This window comes from Cytobacillus sp. FSL R7-0696 (assembly GCF_038006865.1).
Lineage (GTDB): Bacteria > Bacillota > Bacilli > Bacillales > Cytobacillaceae > Cytobacillus > Cytobacillus kochii.
This window is the reverse complement of sequence record NZ_JBBOWA010000001.1, coordinates 113,803-137,147: the sequence shown is the minus strand read 5'-3', so window position 1 is coordinate 137,147 and position 23,345 is coordinate 113,803. Positions and strand designations below refer to the sequence as shown.

Genomic DNA, 23,345 nt, shown 5'->3' with positions numbered 1-23,345 from the left:
ATGAATGACTATTCATTCAGAAAAGAGGGAGAAACTTGAATTTAACAAGTCAGCTTCACAAGATTGCCTTAGAAAATGGGGAAAAAAATGCGTATTATTTTATGGATCAAGCATGTACATACGCAAAGCTCGATGAACAAGTAACAAGGTTTGCATCAGGACTTTCGTCATTAGGTATTAAAGAAGGTGATCATATTGCCTTGCTACTTGGTAATTCGCCGCATTTTGTTATTAGTTTATATGGTGCGTTAAAGCTAGGAGCAAAGGTCATACCGATAAACCCTATCTATACGCCTGAAGAAATTGGCTATATTTTAAGAGATGGTGATGTAAAAGCGGTGATTATGCTTGAGCAATTATTACCATTAGCAGAAAAAATGCATCATTTATTAACAGATATTAAGCATTATATTGTCTGCGAAACCGGTCAAACAAGTGGACTTCCAGCTCTGGGAGATAAGTCGGTATTTCCTAAATTGAAATCGTTTTCAGAGCTTGTTTCCAATGGAGATGTAACATTTGTTGATGCAGATGTTACACCCGATGATGTCGCGATTATACTCTATACATCAGGAACAACAGGCAAACCTAAAGGAGCCATGTTAACTCATCGTAACCTGTATAGTAATGCGAGTGATGTCGCGGACTATTTGCAAATTAATGAACGTGACACGGTGATTACAACCTTACCTATGTTTCACGTGTTTTGCTTAACTGTTGCTTTGAATGCACCTCTGATAAGTGGAGCAACAATCTTAATAGACCCTAAATTTAGTCCGAAAGAAATTTTCCGTTTAGCGGAAAAATACAAGCCAACTGTTTTTGCCGGCGTGCCTACAATGTATAATTTTCTTTATCAATATCCTGAAGGCAACCCTGGTGTCTTCCAATCTATGAGATTATGTATTTCTGGAGGTGCTTCACTTCCTGTTGCATTGTTAGAAAATTTTGAGAAGAAATTCAATGTGGTTATTTCTGAAGGCTATGGCTTATCAGAAGCTTCTCCGGTCACATGCTTTAACCCACTAGATCGTCCACGGAAACCGGGGTCGATTGGCACATCTATTATTCATGTTGAAAATAAAGTAGTTAATGAATTAGGAGAAGAGGTCGCTGTAGGTGAAGTAGGGGAGCTTGTTGTGAAAGGCCCTAACGTTATGAAAGGATATTACAAAATGCCTGAAGAAACATCTGCCTGTTTAAAGGAAGATTGGTTATATACAGGTGACTTAGCTAAGAGGGACGAAGAAGGATACTTCTACATTGTTGACCGTAAGAAAGATATGATAATTGTTGGTGGCTATAATGTGTATCCAAGGGAAGTAGAAGAGGTTTTTTATGACCATCCTGACATTGTAGAAGCGGCTGTTTTAGGTGTACCTGATCAGAATACAGGAGAAAAAGTTTTAGCCTATATTGTACCTAAAACTGAAAATTTAACAGAGGCACATTTATTGACTTATTGTAAAGAAAAGTTAGCCAAATACAAAATTCCTTCCTCTATAGAATTTTTAGAAGAATTGCCGAAGAATACAACAGGAAAGATACTGCGACGTGCTCTTAAGAAAAAGGTACTAGAAAATCAGGAAGCATAAGTTAAAAAACATGTTGACAAAAGATTCTAAATATTTTAGAGTAACTATATCAATTAAATAACCACTATCTAGAGAGGTGGAGGGACTGGCCCTACGAAGCCTCGGCAACAGACTTAGCATTGCAAGTACTGTGCCAATTCCAGCAAGCTAGCATTTAGCTTGAAAGATAGGAAGAGAATGAAAAATTTATGAGCGTACGTTACCTCTTCCTTTTTGGAAGAGGTTTTTTTATGGCTGATTGGACCACCAAAAGCGATAAACATTCTTAGCACAATTGATAAATACATTATTATGCTTCTTTTGTAGAAGTATTAGAGGAGGTAATGGCAGTATGAGTTATAAAAAACAAATGATATTGAATGCTTTTGAAATGACAAGTGCAATGCACAATTCTCATGGGCTATGGAAGCATAAAGATTCCAAACGACATCGTGCCTATAAAGATATTAATTATTGGATGGAATTAGCCAAAACACTCGAGAAGGGAAAATTCGATGCTGTCTTTTTTGCGGATGTATTAGGTGTTTATGATACGTATAAAGAAAGTAAAGAACCTTCAATTAACGATGGATTACAGTTTCCTGTTAATGATGGGGCGTTTGTCATCCCTGCTATGGCAGCAGTGACAGAGCATCTGTCATTTGCATTAACGGTGAGTACAACATATGAGCCACCTTTTGGGCAGGCAAGACGGTTTTCCACATTAGATCATTTGACAAAAGGAAGAGTGGCATGGAATATCGTTACTTCTTATCTTCCTAATGCAGCAAGAAATTTTGGTTTCAAAGATATGATCAAACACGATAAGCGTTATGAAATTGCCGATGAATATATGGATGTCGTTTATAAACTGTGGGAATCAAGCTGGGAAGATGGAGCAGTAATAGAAGATACAGAACAAGGGGTATTAATCGACCGTAAGAAAATCCATGAAATTCACCATAAAGGAGAATATTTTGATGTCGAAGGACCGCATTTAACAGAACCGTCACAACAAAGAACACCTGTTTTATATCAAGCAGGGACTTCTCCTAAAGGACGTGCTTTTGCAGCAAAACATGCAGAATGTGTATTTGTAGGTGGGCCAACACCTGAAAGAGTAAGACATTATACAGAGGATATTCGAAAACAAGCGGAAGAATATGGCAGGAATCCGGAAGATATTAAAATATTCACTTTCCTAACAGTCATCGTAGGTAAGACAACTGAAGAAGCGGAAGAGAAATTTGCTGAATACAACCAATTATGGAGTGCAGATGCAGCGAAAGCACAGTTTGGGGGCGCAAGCGGTTATAATGTTGCGGAATTTACAAAGGATGAGTTAGATAACCCATTTGAATTTAAAGCTACAGAGCATGGGCATTATAAAGCTGCTTCATTAACGAAAGATGCGAAGAAAAAACTATCGATTAAAGAAGCGATTTCAAAACTAGAAGGATTAGATAGAGACAATATAATTGTCGGCAATCCATCAGAAGTAGCAGACCAAATTCAATATCAGTTTGAAGCCTCTGGTGTCGATGGTTTTAATTTAAATCATTTAGTAACGCCAGCAGATTTGGAAGATTTTATTGAGCTTGTTATTCCGATTCTACAAGAACGTGGTTTATATAAAAAGGAATACAAAAAGGGTACGTTAAGAGAAAAGCTTTTTACTCATGGCTCGCCCCTTTTACCGAGTGGTCATCCAGGAAGTAAATATCGTAAAGGTGAAAAGATAAATAATTAAAATAAGAGGTGAAGGGTATGAGAAAAGTTTGGTTATTATTTTTTGTACTGACTTGTTGCACTGTTTTAAGTGCATGTGGGACATCAGGTTCATCCGGCGAAGAAAAGAAAGAGATGGTCTTAGGGGCGACAGTTCCTTATAGTGATATGCTTGAGCAAGGTGTAGCACCACTACTTGAGGAAAAAGGGTACAAAGTAGAAGTAAAGGAATTTAATGATTATGTTCAACCGAATATTGCTTTAGATAGTGGAGATTTGGATGGTAATTTATTTCAACATAAAGTGTACTTAGAGAATTTTAACACTGAAAAAGGGATGGATCTAGTAGATATTATTTCTGTTCCTACAGCTCCAATTGGTATTTATTCAGAAAAATTCAACTCCCTTGAAGAAGTGAAAGATGGAAGCACGATGGCCATTGCTAATGATCCTACAAACTTAGCGAGAGGATTAACAGTTGCGCGTGATGCTGGTTTAATAGAATTGAAAGATGATATAAACCCAGTCAATGCAACAGTAAATGATGTATTATCTAACCCGAAAAATTTGAAATTCCATGAAGTAGATGCAGCCCAACTGCCAAGGTCTCTTGAATCAGTTGATCTTGCTGCTGTTAATGGTAACTTTGCGGTTGCTGCAGGATTAGATTTAACAACAGCAATTTATCGGGATCAAATTCCTGAGGAAATCCAAAATAGGATTGTTGTTCGTAAAGAAGATAAAGACGCCCAAATGGCAAAGGATATCATTGAAGCCATAGAGTCGGAGGAATTTGCAAAAGTAATTGAAGAGAACTTTAAAGGTTTTCATAAGCCAGAATGGATGGGCGAATGAGTAAATCATCTTAATTTTTAAAAAATAATTGACAAATATTGATAAATATTATAGAGTAAATGATATAAAATTTAATATGATTTTTCTTATCCAGAGAGGTGGAGGGACTGGCCCTTTGAAGCCTCGGCAACAGGCAATTTATTGCACTGTGCCAATTCCAGCAAGCTGTTGCTTGAAAGATAAGGAGAGATAAAGAACGGAACTTTAACCTCTTCTTGTCAGAAGAGGTTTTTTATTTTGCATGATTTAATCACCAAGGGATGATCTCCTCTATACAAATGCTGTTTTTAAACTGATTAAACCTATTTGTTAAGTTGGAATTAAAGTTGCTGATTGGACCTCCAAAGGCAGTAGTGCAGCTAGATTTACATCAACGGGAAAAATCGGCAATGGTAGTCAACCATTGTCCACCAAAATGTTGCAATATAAAGGAGGACGAAAAAATGAAAAGAGTAGAATCAACAGTTATACCAGGTGCAGATTCTTTTTATTATGAAGGTGGGGACATTGGTATTCTCCTCATTCATGGCTTTGTTGGAACACCGCAGAGCATTGAGGACTTGGGTGCGGAACTTGCAAATAGGGGTTTTACTGTTCATGCCCCAAGGCTCACGGGACATGGAACAAAAAGCAGAGATTTAGAGTTATATGGTTATGATGATTGGTTCAATGATGTTGTTACAGCTTATAAGCAATTAAAGGAGAAGTGCAAACAAGTCTATTGTTTAGGTCAATCTATGGGCGGTGCATTAGCGCTGTTGTTAGCTAAGAAATATGGAGAGCTGGATGGACTGATCCTAATTAATACTGCACTGACATTACCAGATTACGAGTATTTAAGATATTACGATGAGAAACACTATATTGACGAAGGTAGCCCAGATATCAAAAATCCGACTATACATGAAATTACTTACGATAATATTCCGGTAAAAGCAGTTCACTCTTTACAAAAGGTAATGAGTGACGCAGGAAAAAGTTTATCTCAAATTCATTGCCCAATATTATGCTTTAAGTCTATCCATGATCATGTTGTACCTCCAGAGAATACAGATCGTATTTTTATCGAAATTCAAACAGATCATAAATGGCTTCGAGTCCTTTACAACTCATACCATGTAGCATCCATGGATTATGATCAGACCAAAATTATTCAGGATACAACAGAATTTCTAGATACGATGAATGAAGAAAAAAAGAACACCGAGTGGGGGGGGAAAGAGGTTGGCTAAGTTTTTACAAAAAGCGATAGCAAAGAGAAAACAAAACCTTAATCAACCTTATGTTTACTATAGATGAAATAAAGTTCAAGCGACATGAATTAGAACAGTTAACACTTACAGAAATAGAGGAGCTTGTAAAAAGACTAAAATAAGTCCCATAAAGGAGAATTTTATGGAAAAACACATTGATCAAGATAAAATTCATACCATTCTCACAACATTAAAGGAACTCGAATATGGTTGTGTCACCATTACTGAACACGAAGGGGATATTACCCAAATTGACATTACCGAGAAGAAACGATTTGCTCTGAAAAAGAAACAACAAAATAAAAAATGATGGAATGGAGCAAATGAAAAGGAGTGAGTTACATGCAGTCAACAATTAGTAATCAAGCACCCAATGTAGCTAAAAACCTATCAGGCTGCATGTACTTGAATCTACCTGACTTTCACTTTATTAGATGGTGTTGTCAATCTTTTAATATTAATAAAGGAATCTTCCATACGGTTGAACAATCGCTTTATGACAAAGGGTTGCATTCAATAATTGTTAGGAGACTGTTCGTCATCGCGTTTTTGGATTTTGCCTCGAATCAAATTGAAAATCGAAACAATAAAACGAGAATCAAATTTGGAAAAGGTGGTTTAAGTAAAGCACTTGATGAGTTTTTTATAAAATATGATCACTAAAGGAGAATTAAAAATGACCGCGAAAAGAATGTACCTCAATGCTTTTGATATGAACTGCGCTGGGCATCAATCACCAGGACTATGGACACATAAGGATGATCAATCTTCCACTTATAAAGACATATCATATTGGACACATTTGGCTCAAGTACTTGAAAAGGGACGTTTTGATGCCATTTTCCTGGCAGATGTGCTTGGTACATATGATGTTTATCAAAATTCTAGAGAAGCAGCGGTTAAACAAGGGGTACAAGTGCCAGTTAAAGATCCTGCTTTCGTTGTTCCTATAATGGCGCAAGTAACAAAACATTTAGGGTTTGGTCTAACGGTTTCAACTAGTTTTGAACATCCATATGTATTTGCAAGGAGGATGTCCACTCTCGATCATTTAACAAAAGGAAGAATAGGTTGGAATATTGTCACATCTTATTTAAATAGTGCCGCACTAAATATAGGACTAGATCAACAAATCAGCCATGATGAACGTTATGAGATAGCTGATGAATATTTAGATGTCACATATAAACTGTGGGAACAAAGCTGGGAAGACGACGCAGTGGTTTTAGACAAGGAAAAAGGGCTCTATACAGATCCAAGTAAAGTTCACGATATTAACCATGAAGGGAAATATTTTAAGGTGCCAGGGGCACATCTATGTGAACCTTCTCCGCAAAGGACACCGGTTATTTTTCAAGCGGGTGCATCTACAAGAGGGAGAAAGTTTGCTGCTAAACATGCAGAGTTGGTCTTTATAAGTGTGCCCACAAAAGAAGCCGGTAAAGTAATAGTCGATAAAATTAGGGAAGCAGTAAGAGCGGAGGGGAGAGACCCCAGTGAAGTAAAGATTCTCTCTCTCGTCACGCCTATTATCGGTGAAACAGAGGAAGATGCTAGAGTTAAGTATGAGGACTATCAAAACCATGCTAGTTATGAAGGATCATTAGCGTTATTTGGGGGGTGGAGTGGTATCGACTTCTCAGAGTATAAAGCAAATCAACCAATCGAGTACGTTAAAAATGACGCCATTCAGTCAATCGTTGAAACATTTACGAATATAGATTCTACAAAGAGTTGGACGGTCGATGACATTGCCAAATTTGTTGGTGTTGGCGGGATGGGTCAAGTGGCTGTTGGTACAGCACACTCTGTTGCTGATCAATTAGAAGGATGGAAAGAAGAGACAGGAGTTGACGGGTTTAACGTTGCATATGCCGTCACTCCAGGTACATTCGAAGAGTTCGTTGAGCATGTCATTCCAATCCTACAAGATAGGGGGCTCGTAAGAAGAGAGTATGAAGAAGGTACTTTAAGAAAGAATTTATTTGGGTATGACCATTTGCCAGAGCATCATTATGGTAAAAAATTTAGTAAGTTGACAGTTACAAAATAGGAGGCGTCTGAAGATGACAAATGTTGTAATCATATCGGGAAGCACATCAAACAATTCCCGTTTAAACGGATTAGAGCAAGAAGCGATTGCCTTTTTAAACAAAAAGGACGTGTCATATGAGCAAATTACAGTAAGGGAATTACCTGCTGAAGATTTAATTCATGCCAAATTTGATAGCCCGGCAATTATCGCAGCGAATGAAAAAGTAGAAAAATCAGATGCTGTAATTATATTAACACCTGTATTTAAAGCGTCTTATACAGGTGTACTAAAAGCTTATTTGGATTTATTACCTCAAAAAGGCTTCGTTGATAAATCTGTATTACCGCTTGTGATAGGGGGCTCATTCGGACATTTACTTATGATTGATTATGCATTGAAACCAGTTATATCCAGTTTAGGAGCAGAAACAGTCCTTCAGGGTGTATATGTTTTAGATAAAGAGATTGAAAGAACAGAAGATCATCGTTTTTTTGTCGAAAATCATGTAAAGGAAAGATTAGATAAAGAATTAAATCGTCTGCATTCTTTATTGTCTATGAAGGAATTACAACTAAAATAAGTGTAAATATATTTTTTGCCGAACAACTCCTGTTTGTTCGGCTCCTTTAATTGTTTGAAAAAACTATGAGATACAATGTTTTTTCGAAATTTAGCGTTGCATAATAGCTCCGAGAAGTTAAATTTTAGCTATTGTTTTTGCCACTACTTTTAAGGATTGAGGCATAGATTATATTATCATTGAATTTTTTAAATGGGGGTTGATAATGTGACAATAATGAAATTAAGTGACGGTACAAGTATTTATTTTGAAGATGTAGGTAATGGTGAACCGGTCATTTTTATTCATGGTGTATGGATGAGTGGTCGATTCTTTGAAAAGCAGATAGAATACTTTAAGACTGATTATCGTGTGCTAATACCAGATTTACGAGGACATGGTCAATCAGAAAAAGTCCATCATGGCCATACCATTGCACAGTATGCCGAAGATATTAGACAATTTATCACAAATTTAAAACTAGAGAATGTGACCCTTATTGGCTGGTCGATGGGGGCATTTGTCATATGGGAGTACTTAAAGTTATTTGGTGATAAACATATTAAATCGACAGTTATTGTAGATGAACTTGCCTCCGATTTTAAATGGCCTGATTTCTCAATAGGCGCCTTTGATATGGAGACTTTAACTAGTTTTATGAGAGAAGTGCAAAGAGACCAAAAAGCCTTTTTAAAAGGATTCATTCCACTAATGTTTAAAAAAGAATTAAGTCAAAGCGAGCTAGATTGGATGCTTGAAGAAACGACAAGATTACCTGCTTCCGTTGCAAGTGCTATTCTGTTTGATCAATCAGTCGTTGATTATCGCAGCTCTCTACCCGATTACGACATTCCCACACTTCTATGCTTTGGTAAAGAAGAAAAGTTGATACCAGTAGCGGCAGGCAAGCATCTTTTAAATGCTTTACCGAATGCAAAGCTGCATATATTTGAGGAAAGTTGTCATTGTCCTTTTCTAGAGGAAGCTGATGTTTTTAACAAAGTCGTAGATAACTATATTAAAGGTTTATAAAGAAGGTAACTAGCTTTTCTTCATAAGGAAGGCTAGTTTTTCTTTTGAATTTTTTATAGGTGAATGGCTTTGTTTTATATTTGAAAGGGTTTTCATGATTTAGTGGCGAATATTGTTATGAATATTTTATATATGAAAAGGAGCTAGAGTATGGAACACATTCAATTAGATATCAACGATTATATTGCTACAATAAAATTAAATCGTCCTGATGCGTTAAACGCATTTAATTATGAAACATTAATTGAGCTACAACAGCAAGTAGAAAATGTTCGAGCAAACCCAGAGGTGAGAGTAGTTATTTTAACTGGGACAGGCAATCGTGCATTTAGTGTTGGTGCAGACCTAAAAGAAAGAAGAAATCTTACCGATGAGGAAGTAAGGCGAAACCTATATAAAATGGGGGACGTTTTTAATGTGATTGCAGAGTTGCCTCAGCCGACGATTGCAGCTATTAATGGTTTTGCGTTTGGTGGCGGTTTAGAGCTTGCTCTATGTTGTGATTTTAGATTTGCGGCGGATGTAGCTAAGGTAGGCTTAACTGAAACAGGTCTAGCTATTATTCCTGGAGCGGGAGGGACGCAAAGGCTTCCTCGCTTAATTGGTGAAACAAAAGCAATGGAATTAATACTCACAGCAAAGAGATTATCAGCCATAGAAGCAGAGCAATACGGTATCGTAAATGAGGTATGCAATGAAGATACATTGTTCGATACAGTCATACAATTTGCGAGTAAAATGCTTAATAACGGCCCAATCGCACTTAAACAAGCAAAGTTTGCTGTAAAACAAGGAATGAATACTGACTTACATACAGGATTACATATAGAAAGAAAAGCTTATGAAGTGTTACTGCCTACAAAAGACAGAGTAGAAGCATTACAAGCCTTTGCAGAGAAAAGAAAGCCAAATTTCCAAGGAAACTAACTGTTTTAAAAACCCTTTAACCACTATTTATTCATTAGTTGTTAAAGGGTTTTTTGTGGAGATAATAGCGGCTGAAAAAACTAAATATATTTACTTCAGTACCAGACATAGAAACAGGAGAACCTAGCATACACCATATAAAACAATATCTTCATTTTGTTATCTTTGTTGTAAGGTGAGCCATAGTCATTTTGGCGCATCACTCAGGAATACGACGGAAATGAGAGCTGGGCAAAATCATTCGTATCGCTTAGATCCGGAATAGGAAATAAATCTAAGAAAATAGGATGATTAAGAAGGATAAGGGAAAGTCACAAATAAGTTACTTACTATCTATGGAAGGTGAGTATGTTAGCTTAGAAATCAAGTAGATAGTAATGTGCTGCTTGACAAAGTAGGGTAGTATACATTCGACCAAAATACAGACCAATATTTGGTGTTGAACGAAAGAAGTGAAAAAAATGTTAAATATTTGCGAAAAAACAATTGACTATGATAATCATTATCAACTACAATTACGTTGTAACGGTCATCATCCTAATTACCTAGTCCATAAAGGGGAAGGAGGCATATTATTTTTTTGTATAACATTGAGAATGATAATCAATTAAATTGCTATGGCTTATTGTATAAGGGTGAAGATAAGTTTTTTTATTTCAATATAATTGAGAATGATAATCAATTATATAGAGGAGGGTATATACTTGTTAGTCAAAAAGATTTCGGCTCTACTTTTATCAGTAATTGTATTTTTAGCCATTACTCCAGCCCTACATACGTCAGCTGCACTAACTGATGGTACATATTCTGTGTCGTACTCAGTTATTAAACCAGATAGTGGCTCAGCATCCATGGCAGATGGGTATTTTGCAAAGCCAGCAAAAGTAAAAGTAGAAGGTGGCAAAATAACGGTCCAATTAACAACAACGAGCAGCATGATTAAAGATTTCCAAGTTGACTCAAAAAATGTATCTGTGCTATCAACTAGCGGTGAAAATGAAACAGTTCAGTTTACAGTAAATAGTATTTCTCAACCTGTAAATGCAAAAATTCATGTCGTTGCAGATGCCTCTTATGATCACTGGTATTCTATTAGACTGTCTTTTGATGAAGCGAATGCAAAGTTAATTGAGGCGGCAACGAATAATCAAGAAACAGCACCTGCTTCATCTGGTGGTGAAGAAGATAATAATACCAGCGGCCAGAATCAAGAACAAGAAGTTGTAGCTAATCCAGAGACAGGAGACAATGTTCAACTTTATGTTCTACTAGCTATCGGTGCAGCTTTATTTATTTTATTCACTTATCAAAAACAAATAAAAAGGGGTTAAATATGAAACGCATATTAAGAGTAACAGTTGCACTATTTGTCCTTGCTTTAGCTGTTTTACAAAATGCCTCACCAATAAAAGTAAATGCTGCGCAAGATTTAGCAAATGGGAAGTATAGCATTAATTATCAAATTCTATATAATGGTCAGCCTAATGCAAGCTGGAATAGTTTTTTTGAAAATCCTGCATCATTAACAGCAAAAGATGGAGCATTAAGCATCACAATAAAAATTAATGGTGCCAACCAAGTAATGCAAAAGATACAAACAGAGTCCAATGGTACCTATCAAGATGCCCAAGTTGTAAGTGAAGACCAGGCTTCAAGAGTATATCAATTTCCTGTTGATGGACTGGATCAGTCAACAAATGTGAAATTATTCATGTCTTACGGAACCCATACCATTCAACTTTCCTTTGATGAAAATTCGATTACAACAGTTGAATTAGATCAACCTGATGAACCAAAACCAGAAGAGCCAGGCACAGAAGAACCGGGAACTGAGGAGCCAGGCACAGAAGAGCCGGGAACTGAAGAGCCAGGCACGGAAGAGCCGGGAACTGAGGAGCCAGGCACAGAAGAGCCGGGAACTGAGGAGCCAGGCACAGAAGAACCGGGAACTGAAGAGCCAGGAAATGAAGAGTTAGCAGATGGTCAATATACAATCAATTATCAAGTGTTATATGATGGGCAACAAGCACCTGCAAATTGGGCAGGATTTTTCCAAAGCCCAGCGACGTTAACGATTGCAAATGGTGTTCCTTATATTTCTTTCAACTTAGGGGCAAGTCATGTAATTACTAAACTTCAATCAGAATTAAATGATGTTTTTGAAGATGTAGAAGTAGTAAGTGAGAACGCTGCAGAACAAACAAAACTAGTTAAATTCCAAATAGCAGATGTGAACCAATTGACTAATTTACGTATGGTTATGTCTTATGGTAGTACTCATGATGTAGCACTTGAGTATGATGTAGACAGCATCCAGCCGATTGGAAATGAAAATCCAGGAACTGAAGAACCTGGAGGAGAGAATCCGGGAACTGAAGAACCAGGCACAGAGGAACCGGGTGATAATGAGCCAGCACCAAATGATGATGTGTTAGCAGATGGTGAGTATCCATTACCATTATCTATTCTTGGTGTAGATTCTGATACGGAATCAAAATTTGCGAAGTATTTTGCGGATGAAGCTTTATTAACTGTAAATGACGGTGAGTATTCCCTGCAATTTACACAAGTGACGGGGCTAGATACGTTAGGGACAATCGAATTTGATATTGCTGGTGAAACCGTTGCTTTAGAAGAAATAAGTAGAGACGAAGAGGCAGGAGAACGTGTACTATCAGTTGATATCGAAGCAATCCAAGAAACATATGTAGCTGCTATCGAAGCCATTGGTGCCCCACATCTTTATCCTGTTCGGTTTGTGTTAGATGTATCGAGCTTGGATGTCGAAATTGAGGATGATGGTAATGGTCAAACACCCCCTCCAATCACTCCTGGGGAAGATAAGGGTAGCGGAAGTGGAAATAACAATGATAGTCATTTGCCATTTGACCGTAATGATAATCAAGAACAACCAAAAGATAATCAAAAAAATGTAACCAATGTAAAAACAGGTGATTCATTAAATTATCTTCAAGTAGGCATTTATGCAGCATTACTTCTTTTGTCTGGATTCTATTTATTTAGAAAATACAGATTAAAAGGAATGGGTATGTAAGGAATTTAGTAATAAACTGCTGTTCGCATTTTGAACAGCAGTCCCATTTGGAGGTTTCTTATGAAAAGAATTCAACTAACATTTTGCATCATGCTATTATTTTTCATTGCTGGGTGTGCAGGCGGACAGACTGCAGGTGAAGAGAAGGAAGCGAAAGATGAAGGTCAAACAGAAGAGGAAAAAGTAAGAATTGTTGCAACAACTACTGCTATAGCAGAAGTGATGAACGAACTGGAGCTGGATTTAGTCGGTATACCTACCACTTCATTTCCACTACCTGAACGATATCAAGATGTTATCGAGGTTGGAAATCCTATGAAGCCTGATATGGAGGTCATTAAAACATTAAACGCCGATAAAGTGTTATCTGTGACTACATTAGAATATGACTTGAAGGACTCGTTTGTAAATGCAGGAATTGAAACAGATTTCCTCAACTTTCAAAGTGTAGAAAGTATGATCACAACAATCAAGGAATTAGGAGGTACATATCATCGTGAAGCTCAAGCAGAAGCTCTATCTCAAAACATTGAAAGTAAAATTGAAGAGATACAAGAAAAAACCGCACAATATCAATCTCCAAAAGTACTAATCTTACTCGGGATTCCTGGTAGCTATTTAGTGGCAACAGAAAACTCTTATGTAGGTAATTTAGTGAAGGTTGCTGGTGGTGAGAACGCGATTACGGGCTTTAACGAAGAATATATATCAGCAAATACAGAGTATTTACATGAAGCAGATGCTGATGTCATTTTGCGATTATCACATGGGATGCCCGATGAAGTAGTTGAAATGTTTAATAGTGAGTTCAAAGACAATAATATTTGGCAACATTTTAATGCAGTTAAAAATAATCGCGTATACGATCTGAGGGAACCTTTATTTGCCACAACCGCTAATTTGAATGTAACAAACGCACTTGATGAGCTTGTAGACATACTATACGTAGATTAAAAGGAAGAAGCTTATGAATAAAAAAAATTTCTATTTTGTAATCGTGACCATTCTTTTGTTAGTAGTGACGGGCTTTTCTGTTTTAAGTGGAAGTGTATCTGTCACGATCAAAGAATTAATAATGGACCTGTTTTATGGAGGAAATGAGGAAGTAGCTGTCATTCGCGATTTACGCTATCCCCGCATTATCGTTGCAATGTTTGCTGGTGCGGCCCTATCAGTAGCGGGTGTGCTGTTTCAATCAGTGATGAGGAATCCATTAGCTGATGCAGGGGTCATCGGGATTTCGGCCGGGGCGAGCTTCTTTTCTTTGTTTGGTATGTTGTTTCTTCCAGGCTTATATATAAGTGGGCCGTTATTTGCTTTCATTGGGGGAAGTATCGCTTGTTTTCTCGTTTATTCTATGAGCTGGAAATCAGGATTAAGTCCTTTACGTATAATTTTAACGGGTATTGCTGTTAGCGCAATGTTTACAGGTTTAAGAGAAGCACTCTTAATGATCTGCAGTTATTTCAATATCGCACTCGGTCCATCTAATAGCTCTACGTTAACAATGAAAACATGGGCAGAGGTTGAAATCATTGTCATGTATGGCATTCTTGGTCTCGTGCTAGCATTCTTAGTCAGCCCATGGTGTAATCTATTGGCATTGCAAGATAAAAAGGCTAAGAATTTAGGTATGAATGTCAATGTCTCAAGAATAATGATATCAGCCATCGCTGTACTTTTAGCTGCAGTTGCAACGTCTGTTGCCGGAGTCATTGTATTTGTTGGCTTACTCGTTCCTCATATTGCTAGGCAATTAATCGGTACGGACCATAAAAGATTAATCCCATTTTCTGCTATTGCAGGTGCATTATTAATTTTGACGGCTGATACACTAGGTCGTACGCTAATCGCTCCACTAGAGATACCAGCTTCGACGATTATGGCTGTCATCGGTGGGCCGTTCTTAATATTTCTATTAAGAAAGAGTGATAAAGTTTATGGAATTTAAATCCATTCAATTTTCATACGATAAAGAAAAACAAATATTAAAAGACAATACTGGGGTTTTTCCAGCAGGGAAAATATCTACCATTATTGGGCCTAACGGTTCCGGTAAATCAACGCTATTATCTTTATTAGCAAGAGATGAAAAGTCGACATCCGGATCGATAATGATCGATGGCAAACAAATACACACCTTTAAACCAAAGGAGTTTGCAAAGTTAGTAGGAACAGTCTACCAGCAAAATGAAGCGCCGATAGATTTAACAGTAGAGAAGCTCATTGCTTTTGGTAGATTACCATATAAGCGAGCCTTTCAAAAGTTGTCCTTAGAGGATGAGGAAGTCATCGATTGGGCAATTTCATTAACCAAGCTTGAAGACAAACGAGAACGGCCGTTGAATCAATTATCTGGCGGGGAACGGCAAAGAGTTTGGATAGCGATGGCGTTAGCGCAGAAAACAAAAATGCTTTTCCTTGATGAGCCAACAACGTATTTGGATATGTATTATCAGTTGGAATTATTAGAGCTGATTCAATTACTTAACCGAGAATACGGTTTAACGATTGTGATGGTTCTTCATGATATTAATCAGGCAGTACGCTATTCTGATCAGCTTATTGTCATGTGTGATGGTGAAATTGTTGCATCTGGTCTGCCCCAAGAAATCGTCAACGAATCCTTAATTAAAGATATATATGGCGTAGATGTTTGTGTAGAGCATAATATTCGTACGGGACTGTATTTAGTTCCTTTAGGAACATGACAATGAAAATGCTCAAAACATTAGTTAACCTTTTGGCTATTGGTGTTTTCCTCTATGCTGGTTCACAACTTTTTATCATTTTTTATGACTATTATGAGAACAGGCAAAACATGAATAATGTGCAAGAGATTTATCGGGCAGATGAACATGAGCCAAATACGCAAACAACGGGATTAAGAGGGCAGTTTGAACCATTAAAAGAATTAAATGAAGATATTATAGGCTGGATTACGGTTGACGATACAGCGATTGATTATCCGATATTACAGACACGGGATAATGACTACTATTTAACAAGAAATTACTTGCGAGAAGAAACTAGAGCTGGAAGTATCTTCATGGATTATCGCAATAATATCAGCGATGAGGAGGATCTTAATACGGTCATATATGGACATCGAATGAAGGATGGTACAATGTTCGCTGGTTTGAAGAAGTATTTGGATTCATCTTTCTTTAATAAGCACCAAGTCATCTATTACGATACGCTTTATCAAGGCTATGATTTGGAAGTTTTCTCTGTTTATCAAACGAAGACTGATTTTTATTATATTGATACAGATTTTTCATCTGATAAAGAATATGGCGACTTTATTCATTCGTTAAAGGAAAAATCTGTACATGAGACAGATGTGCAAATAACAGGAAATGATAGAATTGTCACCCTTTCAACTTGTGATTACTCTTTAGATCGAACAGAAGGAAGGCTCGTTGTCCATGCGAAGTTAGTAGAAAGGGGATAAAAAGTGATGAGAAAATGGTTCGGCGCTTTTTTGCTTGGCACATCCATTAGTTTAGTAGGCTGTGGCGTACAAGATACAGAACATGCGGTCTCCTCTTCAGTAGAATCGTTATATACAATAGAAGATTTTGCTGGTAGGGAAATTGGTTTTGTTGAGGAGCCGACTAAAATAGCTGCATTAAGTAATGGTGATGTCGATATTATTTATTCATTAGGAGAGAAGGTAGTTGGCAGACCGAATGCCGATACGTGGATTAAAGAAGCCGAGGAAGAACAACAAATTGGCTCTACACATGAAGTTAATTTAGAGAGAATAGCATTACTGAAACCTGACGTAATATTAGCCAATCGAACGTTGAATGAAAAAGATGTACCTTCATTGGAATCATTAGGAGCAGAGGTGATTTTAACGGAAGCAAATTCAATTGAAGACATTATGAATCAAATTTCACTTTATGGATCGATGTTAGATAAAGAAGAAGAGGCGAAGAGTGTAAAGTCAGATCTAGAAACGAGGTTAAAAGAGGTAGAACAGCCATCGACTGCAGCTCGCGTTTTACTTGTTTATGGTGCGCCAGGAACATATATGGCCGCTCTACCGAATTCTTTAAGTGGGGATATCCTAACACATGCAGGCGGTGAGAATATTGCTGCAGATTATCAAGCGTTAGAGAGTTTCCCACAATATGCACAAATCAATACGGAGAGAATTATTGAAGCGAATCCTGACTTTGTCATGTTAATGACCCACGGGAATCCCGAAGAGGTGAGGGATGGGTTTATAAAAGAAATGCAACAAAATGCAGCTTGGAACTCTATTGAAGCTGTGAAAAACGGCAGAATTGAAGTGTTACCGGCTGACCTATTTGGTACAAATCCTGGCACAAGGGTTGTGGAAGCAGTCAGTTTTCTCTCAGAGAAGTTGAAAGTGAAGTGAACCGTCATTGAATGTAGTTAAAAATAAGAAAGTCGTGTTGACTTTCGTGGTCCTAATTATGCTTACACTACTATCTGTCTATGCAGGTATTTCCTTCGGAGCCATTTCTATACCGTTAGTTGAAATCCTCCAAGCTTTTCAAGGAAATGGGGTGGAAATGTATCAGACGATTATATTCGATTTACGTTTACCAAGGGTACTAGTTGCTTTATTAGTGGGCGCATGTCTTGCTGCCTCGGGGGCTTTGTTGCAAGGTGTGATGAAAAATCCATTGGCTGACCCGGGGATTATTGGTGTTTCTGCTGGTGGCGGTTTACTTGCTGTCATAACGATGCTCGTTTTTCCTGCTTACAGCTATTTATTGCCGGCAGGTGCATTTATTGGCGCATTTCTAACAACGATACTCATCTATTTACTAGCATGGGAAAAAGGCGCTTCTCCAGTGAAAATTATTCTGGCAGGTGTGGCAATGAATGCCCTTTTAGGTGCTTTAATGAATGGTGTTATGGTCATCTATAGTGATCGCGTGCAAGCTGTTCTCTCGTGGCTCTCTGGTGGCTTGAATGGGCGCAGTTGGTATCATCTTGAATTCATGTTGCCATATGCAGTTATTGGTCTACTGCTTTCTTTTTTTGCTATTAAAAAAGCGAATCTTATGCTTTTGGGTGACGAAACAATAAAACTACTTGGTCAAAATGTAGAGTGGGCAAGATTACAAATGATATTGCTGGCTTCTTTTTTAGCAGGAACCGCTGTCAGTGTTGGAGGGTTAATTGGTTTTGTTGGTCTAGTCGTACCTCATATGATTCGATTAATTATTGGTGAAGATTATCGCTATCTTTTACCATTTTCAATCCTAGGTGGAGCTAGTTTAGTAGCTTTTGCCGATACTGTAGCAAGAACATTGTTTGACCCAATTGAATTACCTGTTGGCATATTGCTCGCTTGCATAGGTGCACCATTCTTTCTTTATTTATTGAGGAAGAGGAGGGTTTCTGCATGATTGATTTGCAGCAAGTCGCGTATAAGCAAGGGAATTTTCAGTTGAAAGATATCCATCTGACATTTCCAACAGGGCAAATTACAGGGATTGTCGGACCGAACGGATCGGGTAAATCGACACTATTAAAATTGGTAGCGAAACTTATATCCGCTAACCGAGGAGACATTCTTATAAATCATGAGAGTATCAATAACTATACAAGAAAGAATTTAGCGAAAGAGTTAGCTATGCTCGTTCAACTAAAGGAGGGGATGCCGGGGTTCTCAGTGCGACAAATGGTTGCATATGGAAGAACACCTTATCAAAAAATGATGAAAAGTGAGAACGTAGAAGACAATGAAATCATTGATTGGGCAATGAAGGTAACTGGTATTACTCATATGAGCGATCGTCTTGTGCAAACATTATCGGGAGGAGAACAGCAACGTGTCCGCATTGCGATGGCACTTGCTCAAAAAACGAATATTTTGCTCTTGGATGAACCGACGACTTACTTGGATATCGGACACCAAATTGAACTGATGTCATTGCTAAAAGAACTGAATCAACAGTTTAAAATGACCATTGTCATGGTACTTCATGAGCTCCAATATGCAGCGATGTATTGTGATTCAATGGTAGTTCTGCAAGGAGGGGAAATTGTCGCAACCGGTCTCCCCAAGGATATCCTAAATGCAGAATTACTTAAAAAAGTATATAAACTTGATGCTGATGTAATATTTGATGGTAAAGTGCCATTAATTAAACCAAATCAATTTTAAGGGGGAACCTGAGATGTATATTGTAACAAATACTGTTCACCTTCAACCAGGAAATGCTGATATGTTTGTTGAGAGATTTAATCGAGAAGGTAAGGTAGAAACGATGCCGGGCTTCGTTGGTTTAGAAGTGATGTTAACGGAAAATACGAAAGACTATGAAGAAATAACTATTGTTACAAGATGGGAAGATCCAACAGGCTTTAAAGGCTGGATGAAAAGTCGAGAATTTAAAGATGCCCATGCCCATAGAGGCGGAATCCCTGAATTTATTATTAAAAACAAAACGACCTATTATCAAGTAAAGTTACGTCGCAAGCCAAGAATAGAGACAGAAAGCTCTGTCGGGTAATTGTACTTGGTTACTTACAAACAGAGTGTAAAGACATCCTATTTGGGGATGTCTTTTTTTGAATGTTGGAATAATCAATAGAATATAGACAATAAGCGTTTAAAGGGAGGTTAAACTGATTAGAAATCGATCGGTGTATCATCATAAAGAAACGATGTTTTCTTTAAACATCATAATAAGAAAAAATGTACATTATTTGAGCTGTTCTTTTTCTTGCCCATCTTACTTGTCCACGACCTGGATGGTGAGGTTATTTTCTCTTTTGTCATATCCTTTGAGGTTACCATTTCATAATCAGTCTATTATTCAATGGTGAAAGGATGATGAGTAAGTTTGCGTTTAAATTCAATATATATGTCTTCATTAGGGGAAACAATCGTTGGCTTTATGACCTTCCTTTTAACAAGGGTCTAATGCTTGATGTAGCTACTCTGAATTCAGGTCCCATTTAACTATAATAAGGGGATTTCTTGGACAAACAATTTCATTTAAGATATGCGTATTGATTATCCTATGTATCAGAAAATGTTTAAAAGTCAAGTCTTGAAAAAGAACGTATGTTCCCTTAAGTTTGTATCTAAAGAACTTATAAATGAATTATTCTTTTGAAAGTAGGTAGGTATACAGTGAAGCTTGACACACCCAAGATCCCTGAAGATCTAACTGAAAAGAGATTTACAGATATTTTTTACGAAGAAGATCCGGAATTTGAAATGTGTATGGTTACCGATTCAGAATTTGCCAACGAAGTACTTGATCGAGTGAGACTATATAAAACAGTGATTAGGAATTGTAATTTCACAAATACGGATTTTAGGCGAATTGATCTTACTGATGTACGCTTTGAGAATTGTGATTTATCCAATGCTAATCTGGGTAATGCCTCCATGAATCGAGTTGAGTTTCTTAATTGTAAGTTACTTGGCAGCAGCTTAACAGAGTCTTATATCGGTAATACAAGATTTATGGAATCAATTCTTAATATGGTTACGTTCGGTGACTCAAAACTTGAAAAGGTGATTTTTGATAATGCTGGGTTAAAAAACGCTGACCTTTTTGCCTGTAAGCTTAAAAAAGTAGAATTTCTGTCATGCAACCTTAATGGCGCAAACTTTGATGAGACACCATTAAAAGGAATTGATATTAGCTCATCCGATTTTGATTCTTTAACTGTTTCAATAGACAACTTAAGAGGGTGTATAGTATCAACGTCTCAAGCGATACAATTCGCTTCGTTATTAGGACTAAAAATCCGACAGTAATGTCCCCTTTAACTTCGCCCTGTGATCTTAAGTCACTTAAAATCACTTATGATGGCTTTATTTTTTAGTTTAATACCCATTCTAGACTTACTTACATATATCTGATTGGAAGTCTGTTTTAATATTTACAATAGGTCAGAATTAAACTGTATGGCCAAAATCGAAGTAAAAAAATTCAGCTACTGGACACTTCTTTGTAACTCTTTCGTAGTTTCTAGAAATTAAAATAGAATGAGTAGATTTAAGGAGGAAAAAAAAACATGAAAAAATTATGCAATTTATTGGCAATTAGTTTATTATGAGTATGTAAGGTATTTGACCCTGTACCAAAAGAATCAGTGCTAGCAGATGGTCAAAGTGTTAGTGGCTCATACGGCAGGAGAACTATACCTTATATGTGCCATCATCTTATGAAGGGAGTGATTAAGTTCCGTTAATGGTGATGTTGCATGACTGCACGCAAGCTGTTAGTCAATTTGCGACATGTTAAAAATGAATGCGCTTTCATAAGGGGGTTTTCTCGTTTTATCCTAATAAAAGTGCTTCTGCTAATAATAATAATTATTGGAATTGGTTTGAAGAGAGATGGCGGGCCTAGTATCTTTGCAGGAAAGATTTGCGCCAATATTTTGCGATATAACAAAGTCTATAGGGTTATCAACTGGGGAAGGGATGCTATTTTAGAGGCAACTGATCCAGAAGTGTTTTGTTGGTACGGGTTTAGAGTATAAAGCAGCGAAGAATACCGGTAATTGCAATCACTTCGAACAAAACAGAGTGGAGAGCGGTTTTTAACCAAATGAAACAGAAAAAATCAGTGCCTGGCGGTTAAACTTACAAGGTTGAAAAATATAAGACTACTGAAAATAAGGTTCTTATGCTGAAGGTAACTATTCAAAAGTTTTTGTAGGGAGCTCGTTGCTGATGGGGGAGGGGGGAGTAACAATAAAAGTGGTTGACAAGTGGATGTATAAAGGCACGTATCTAGGCATCCTTTCATTGGATACAACGAGTGTACAAGAAGGTTACCACATAGCGAAAACCCAGGTGTGCCTTAAGCAATGACTAGCGATATTGGATTAGTGCTATGAATTCATATACAACGGTTACGGCGTCTAATAAAGGACAAGCTACTATCCAACAAGATTCCTAAGATTCCTAAGATTCCAAACCCTTATTAACTTAGATGATTACTACAGAAAAAGTACAATTTTGCTTAAAAGCGAACACAACTGCAGGACTCAATGCAAACGATGTAGAATTGTATGTTGGGAAAAGGGTATTCATTAGCTGATTATTTTTATCCAATAGTGGTAGTAATATACTCTGAATTAATTGAAAATTTATAATAATTAATTATATATTAGTTGTAGTTCCAATTTCATGGAATTCATTCTATTTTTTAGTGTCAGATAACATAAATTTTTGGAAAATAATAAAAAGTTCTTGTCTCCTTAGTATTATATGTATATAATTTAATGAACCAAAGCACAAAAGCGTAAAAGCGATAAAGTAAAGGGGATGAATGAATAGTGAAAAAGAAAAATATGTGGAAAACATTATCGACAGCTGGATTATTAAGTGCATTAATATTGGCAGGGTGCGGAAACTCTGAAGAAACAACGAAGGAGGCAAGTGGAGAAAGCGGTGAGAAAAGCTATCAAGTCGGTATCACGCAAATCGCTGAACATCCAAGTTTAGATGCAGCATCTGTTGGCTTTCAACAAGCATTGAAGGATGAGGGATTAGAAGTAGAATTTGATACACAAGTTGCACAAGGGGATCAAAATAATAATCAATCGATTGCGAACAACTTTGTAAGTGATCAGGTGGATTTAATCTTTGCTAACTCTACACCAAGTGCACTAGGTGCATTAAATGCTACAAAGGATATTCCGATTGTGTTTACTTCTGTAACAGATGCTGTTGGTGGCGGACTTGTTGATTCTATGGAAGCACCTGGCGGAAATATTACAGGCACATTAGATAATCACCCAGATGCCATACCGAATACAGTAGAATTCATAGACAAATATTTTGATATTGACACAATTGGCGTTGTTTATAATTCCGGTGAAGCCAACTCTGTATCGCAAATTGAGACAGTGAAAGAAGTAGTAGAAGGAACGGGATTGAAATTAGCTGAAGCAACTGTTTCAACATCAGCTGAAGTTAAACAAGCCACAGAATCATTAGTCGGTAAAGCAGATGTCCTTTATATCATTACAGATAATACAGTAGTTACAGCTCTAGAGTCAGTCGTTCAAGTGGCAACAGATAAGAAAATTCCACTTTTTGTTGGTGAATTAGATTCTGTCGCTCGTGGCGGATTTGCTGCATACGGGTTTGATTATAATGATATCGGTTATGAAGCAGGTGTGATGGCAGCAGAAATATTAAAAGGTGAGAAAGAAGCAGGCGAAATGGATGTACAATATCCACAAAATCTAAAGCTTGTTATAAATAAAGAAGCGGCTGAAGCAATGGGTGTTGAACTAAATCCTGAATGGGAAGAATCTGCGGAATTTATTGAATAATTGACAGGTATCTTATTCAGCACGA

At 37.2% G+C, this 23,345-nt stretch carries 22 protein-coding genes and 2 riboswitches; all 22 genes read left to right on the top strand.

Features of this window, described 5'->3' with window-relative positions:
• The first annotated feature begins 35 nt into the window (after positions 1-35).
• Positions 36-1,595 (top strand): fatty acid--CoA ligase family protein, encoded by a 1,560-nt coding sequence (locus tag MKX29_RS00670; protein WP_341103361.1) that lies wholly within the window; start codon positions 36-38, stop codon positions 1,593-1,595.
• 61 nt (positions 1,596-1,656) lie between these two features.
• Positions 1,657-1,768, top strand: a riboswitch (SAM riboswitch).
• A 158-nt stretch (positions 1,769-1,926) separates the two neighbouring features.
• Positions 1,927-3,324 carry an LLM class flavin-dependent oxidoreductase gene (locus tag MKX29_RS00665; protein WP_095369895.1) on the top strand — a complete coding sequence of 466 codons (1,398 nt, stop codon included), beginning with the start codon at positions 1,927-1,929 and terminating at the stop codon, positions 3,322-3,324.
• Between the two features lie 17 nt (positions 3,325-3,341).
• Positions 3,342-4,157 (top strand): MetQ/NlpA family ABC transporter substrate-binding protein, encoded by an 816-nt coding sequence (locus MKX29_RS00660; protein WP_095369894.1) that lies wholly within the window; start codon positions 3,342-3,344, stop codon positions 4,155-4,157.
• An 83-nt stretch (positions 4,158-4,240) separates the two neighbouring features.
• A riboswitch (SAM riboswitch) is annotated at positions 4,241-4,343 on the top strand.
• 257 nt (positions 4,344-4,600) lie between these two features.
• Positions 4,601-5,389: an alpha/beta hydrolase gene (locus MKX29_RS00655; protein WP_095369893.1), complete on the top strand. Its 789-nt coding sequence runs from the start codon at positions 4,601-4,603 to the stop codon at positions 5,387-5,389.
• A 163-nt stretch (positions 5,390-5,552) separates the two neighbouring features.
• Complete coding sequence (locus tag MKX29_RS00650; RefSeq protein WP_341103358.1) at positions 5,553-5,720, top strand: YezD family protein; 168 nt, start codon at positions 5,553-5,555, stop codon at positions 5,718-5,720.
• A gap of 32 nt (positions 5,721-5,752) precedes the next feature.
• Entirely contained in the window at positions 5,753-6,073 is a 321-nt protein-coding gene (locus tag MKX29_RS00645) for a hypothetical protein (RefSeq protein WP_095369891.1), read from the top strand.
• Positions 6,074-6,086: 13 nt separating this feature from the next.
• On the top strand, positions 6,087-7,463 hold the full coding sequence (locus MKX29_RS00640; protein WP_341103355.1) for an LLM class flavin-dependent oxidoreductase: 1,377 nt from the start codon (positions 6,087-6,089) through the stop codon (positions 7,461-7,463).
• 13 nt (positions 7,464-7,476) lie between these two features.
• Positions 7,477-8,025, top strand: coding sequence for an NADPH-dependent FMN reductase (gene ssuE, locus MKX29_RS00635; protein ID WP_224937677.1), 549 nt, complete (start codon positions 7,477-7,479; stop codon positions 8,023-8,025).
• 207 nt (positions 8,026-8,232) lie between these two features.
• Positions 8,233-9,036 (top strand): alpha/beta fold hydrolase, encoded by an 804-nt coding sequence (locus tag MKX29_RS00630; RefSeq protein WP_251161301.1) that lies wholly within the window; start codon positions 8,233-8,235, stop codon positions 9,034-9,036.
• 150 nt (positions 9,037-9,186) lie between these two features.
• Positions 9,187-9,963, top strand: a complete 777-nt coding sequence (locus MKX29_RS00625) for an enoyl-CoA hydratase-related protein (RefSeq protein WP_341103349.1) — start codon at positions 9,187-9,189, stop codon at positions 9,961-9,963.
• A gap of 704 nt (positions 9,964-10,667) precedes the next feature.
• A complete protein-coding gene (locus MKX29_RS00620) occupies positions 10,668-11,294 on the top strand; it encodes an NEAT domain-containing protein (RefSeq protein ID WP_341103345.1) in 627 nt (208 codons plus the stop codon).
• 2 nt (positions 11,295-11,296) lie between these two features.
• Positions 11,297-13,018 carry an NEAT domain-containing protein gene (locus MKX29_RS00615; RefSeq protein ID WP_341103342.1) on the top strand — a complete coding sequence of 574 codons (1,722 nt, stop codon included), beginning with the start codon at positions 11,297-11,299 and terminating at the stop codon, positions 13,016-13,018.
• 60 nt (positions 13,019-13,078) lie between these two features.
• Entirely contained in the window at positions 13,079-13,972 is an 894-nt protein-coding gene (isdE, locus tag MKX29_RS00610) for a heme ABC transporter substrate-binding protein IsdE (protein ID WP_341103339.1), read from the top strand.
• Positions 13,973-13,985: 13 nt separating this feature from the next.
• Positions 13,986-14,969, top strand: a complete 984-nt coding sequence (locus MKX29_RS00605; RefSeq protein ID WP_095369883.1) for a FecCD family ABC transporter permease — start codon at positions 13,986-13,988, stop codon at positions 14,967-14,969.
• Entirely contained in the window at positions 14,959-15,729 is a 771-nt protein-coding gene (locus MKX29_RS00600) for an ABC transporter ATP-binding protein (RefSeq protein WP_224937683.1), read from the top strand. The genes MKX29_RS00605 and MKX29_RS00600 overlap by 11 nt, the downstream gene beginning before the upstream one ends.
• A gap of 2 nt (positions 15,730-15,731) precedes the next feature.
• A complete protein-coding gene (srtB, locus tag MKX29_RS00595; protein ID WP_224937684.1) occupies positions 15,732-16,472 on the top strand; it encodes a class B sortase in 741 nt (246 codons plus the stop codon).
• Between the two features lie 6 nt (positions 16,473-16,478).
• Positions 16,479-17,408 (top strand): ABC transporter substrate-binding protein, encoded by a 930-nt coding sequence (locus tag MKX29_RS00590; protein ID WP_341103334.1) that lies wholly within the window; start codon positions 16,479-16,481, stop codon positions 17,406-17,408.
• A gap of 58 nt (positions 17,409-17,466) precedes the next feature.
• A complete protein-coding gene (locus MKX29_RS00585; protein WP_289435146.1) occupies positions 17,467-18,411 on the top strand; it encodes a FecCD family ABC transporter permease in 945 nt (314 codons plus the stop codon).
• Entirely contained in the window at positions 18,408-19,172 is a 765-nt protein-coding gene (locus MKX29_RS00580; protein ID WP_224937686.1) for an ABC transporter ATP-binding protein, read from the top strand. The genes MKX29_RS00585 and MKX29_RS00580 overlap by 4 nt, the downstream gene beginning before the upstream one ends.
• 13 nt (positions 19,173-19,185) lie before the next feature.
• Positions 19,186-19,521 carry a heme oxygenase gene (gene isdG / locus MKX29_RS00575; protein WP_289433299.1) on the top strand — a complete coding sequence of 112 codons (336 nt, stop codon included), beginning with the start codon at positions 19,186-19,188 and terminating at the stop codon, positions 19,519-19,521.
• Positions 19,522-20,147: 626 nt separating this feature from the next.
• The gene (locus MKX29_RS00570; protein ID WP_341103330.1) at positions 20,148-20,783 is read left to right on the top strand and encodes a pentapeptide repeat-containing protein; all 636 of its coding nucleotides are present in this window, start codon (positions 20,148-20,150) and stop codon (positions 20,781-20,783) included.
• 1,547 nt (positions 20,784-22,330) lie between these two features.
• The gene (locus MKX29_RS00565) at positions 22,331-23,320 is read left to right on the top strand and encodes an ABC transporter substrate-binding protein (protein ID WP_341108164.1); all 990 of its coding nucleotides are present in this window, start codon (positions 22,331-22,333) and stop codon (positions 23,318-23,320) included.
• The last annotated feature ends 25 nt before the right edge of the window (positions 23,321-23,345 follow it).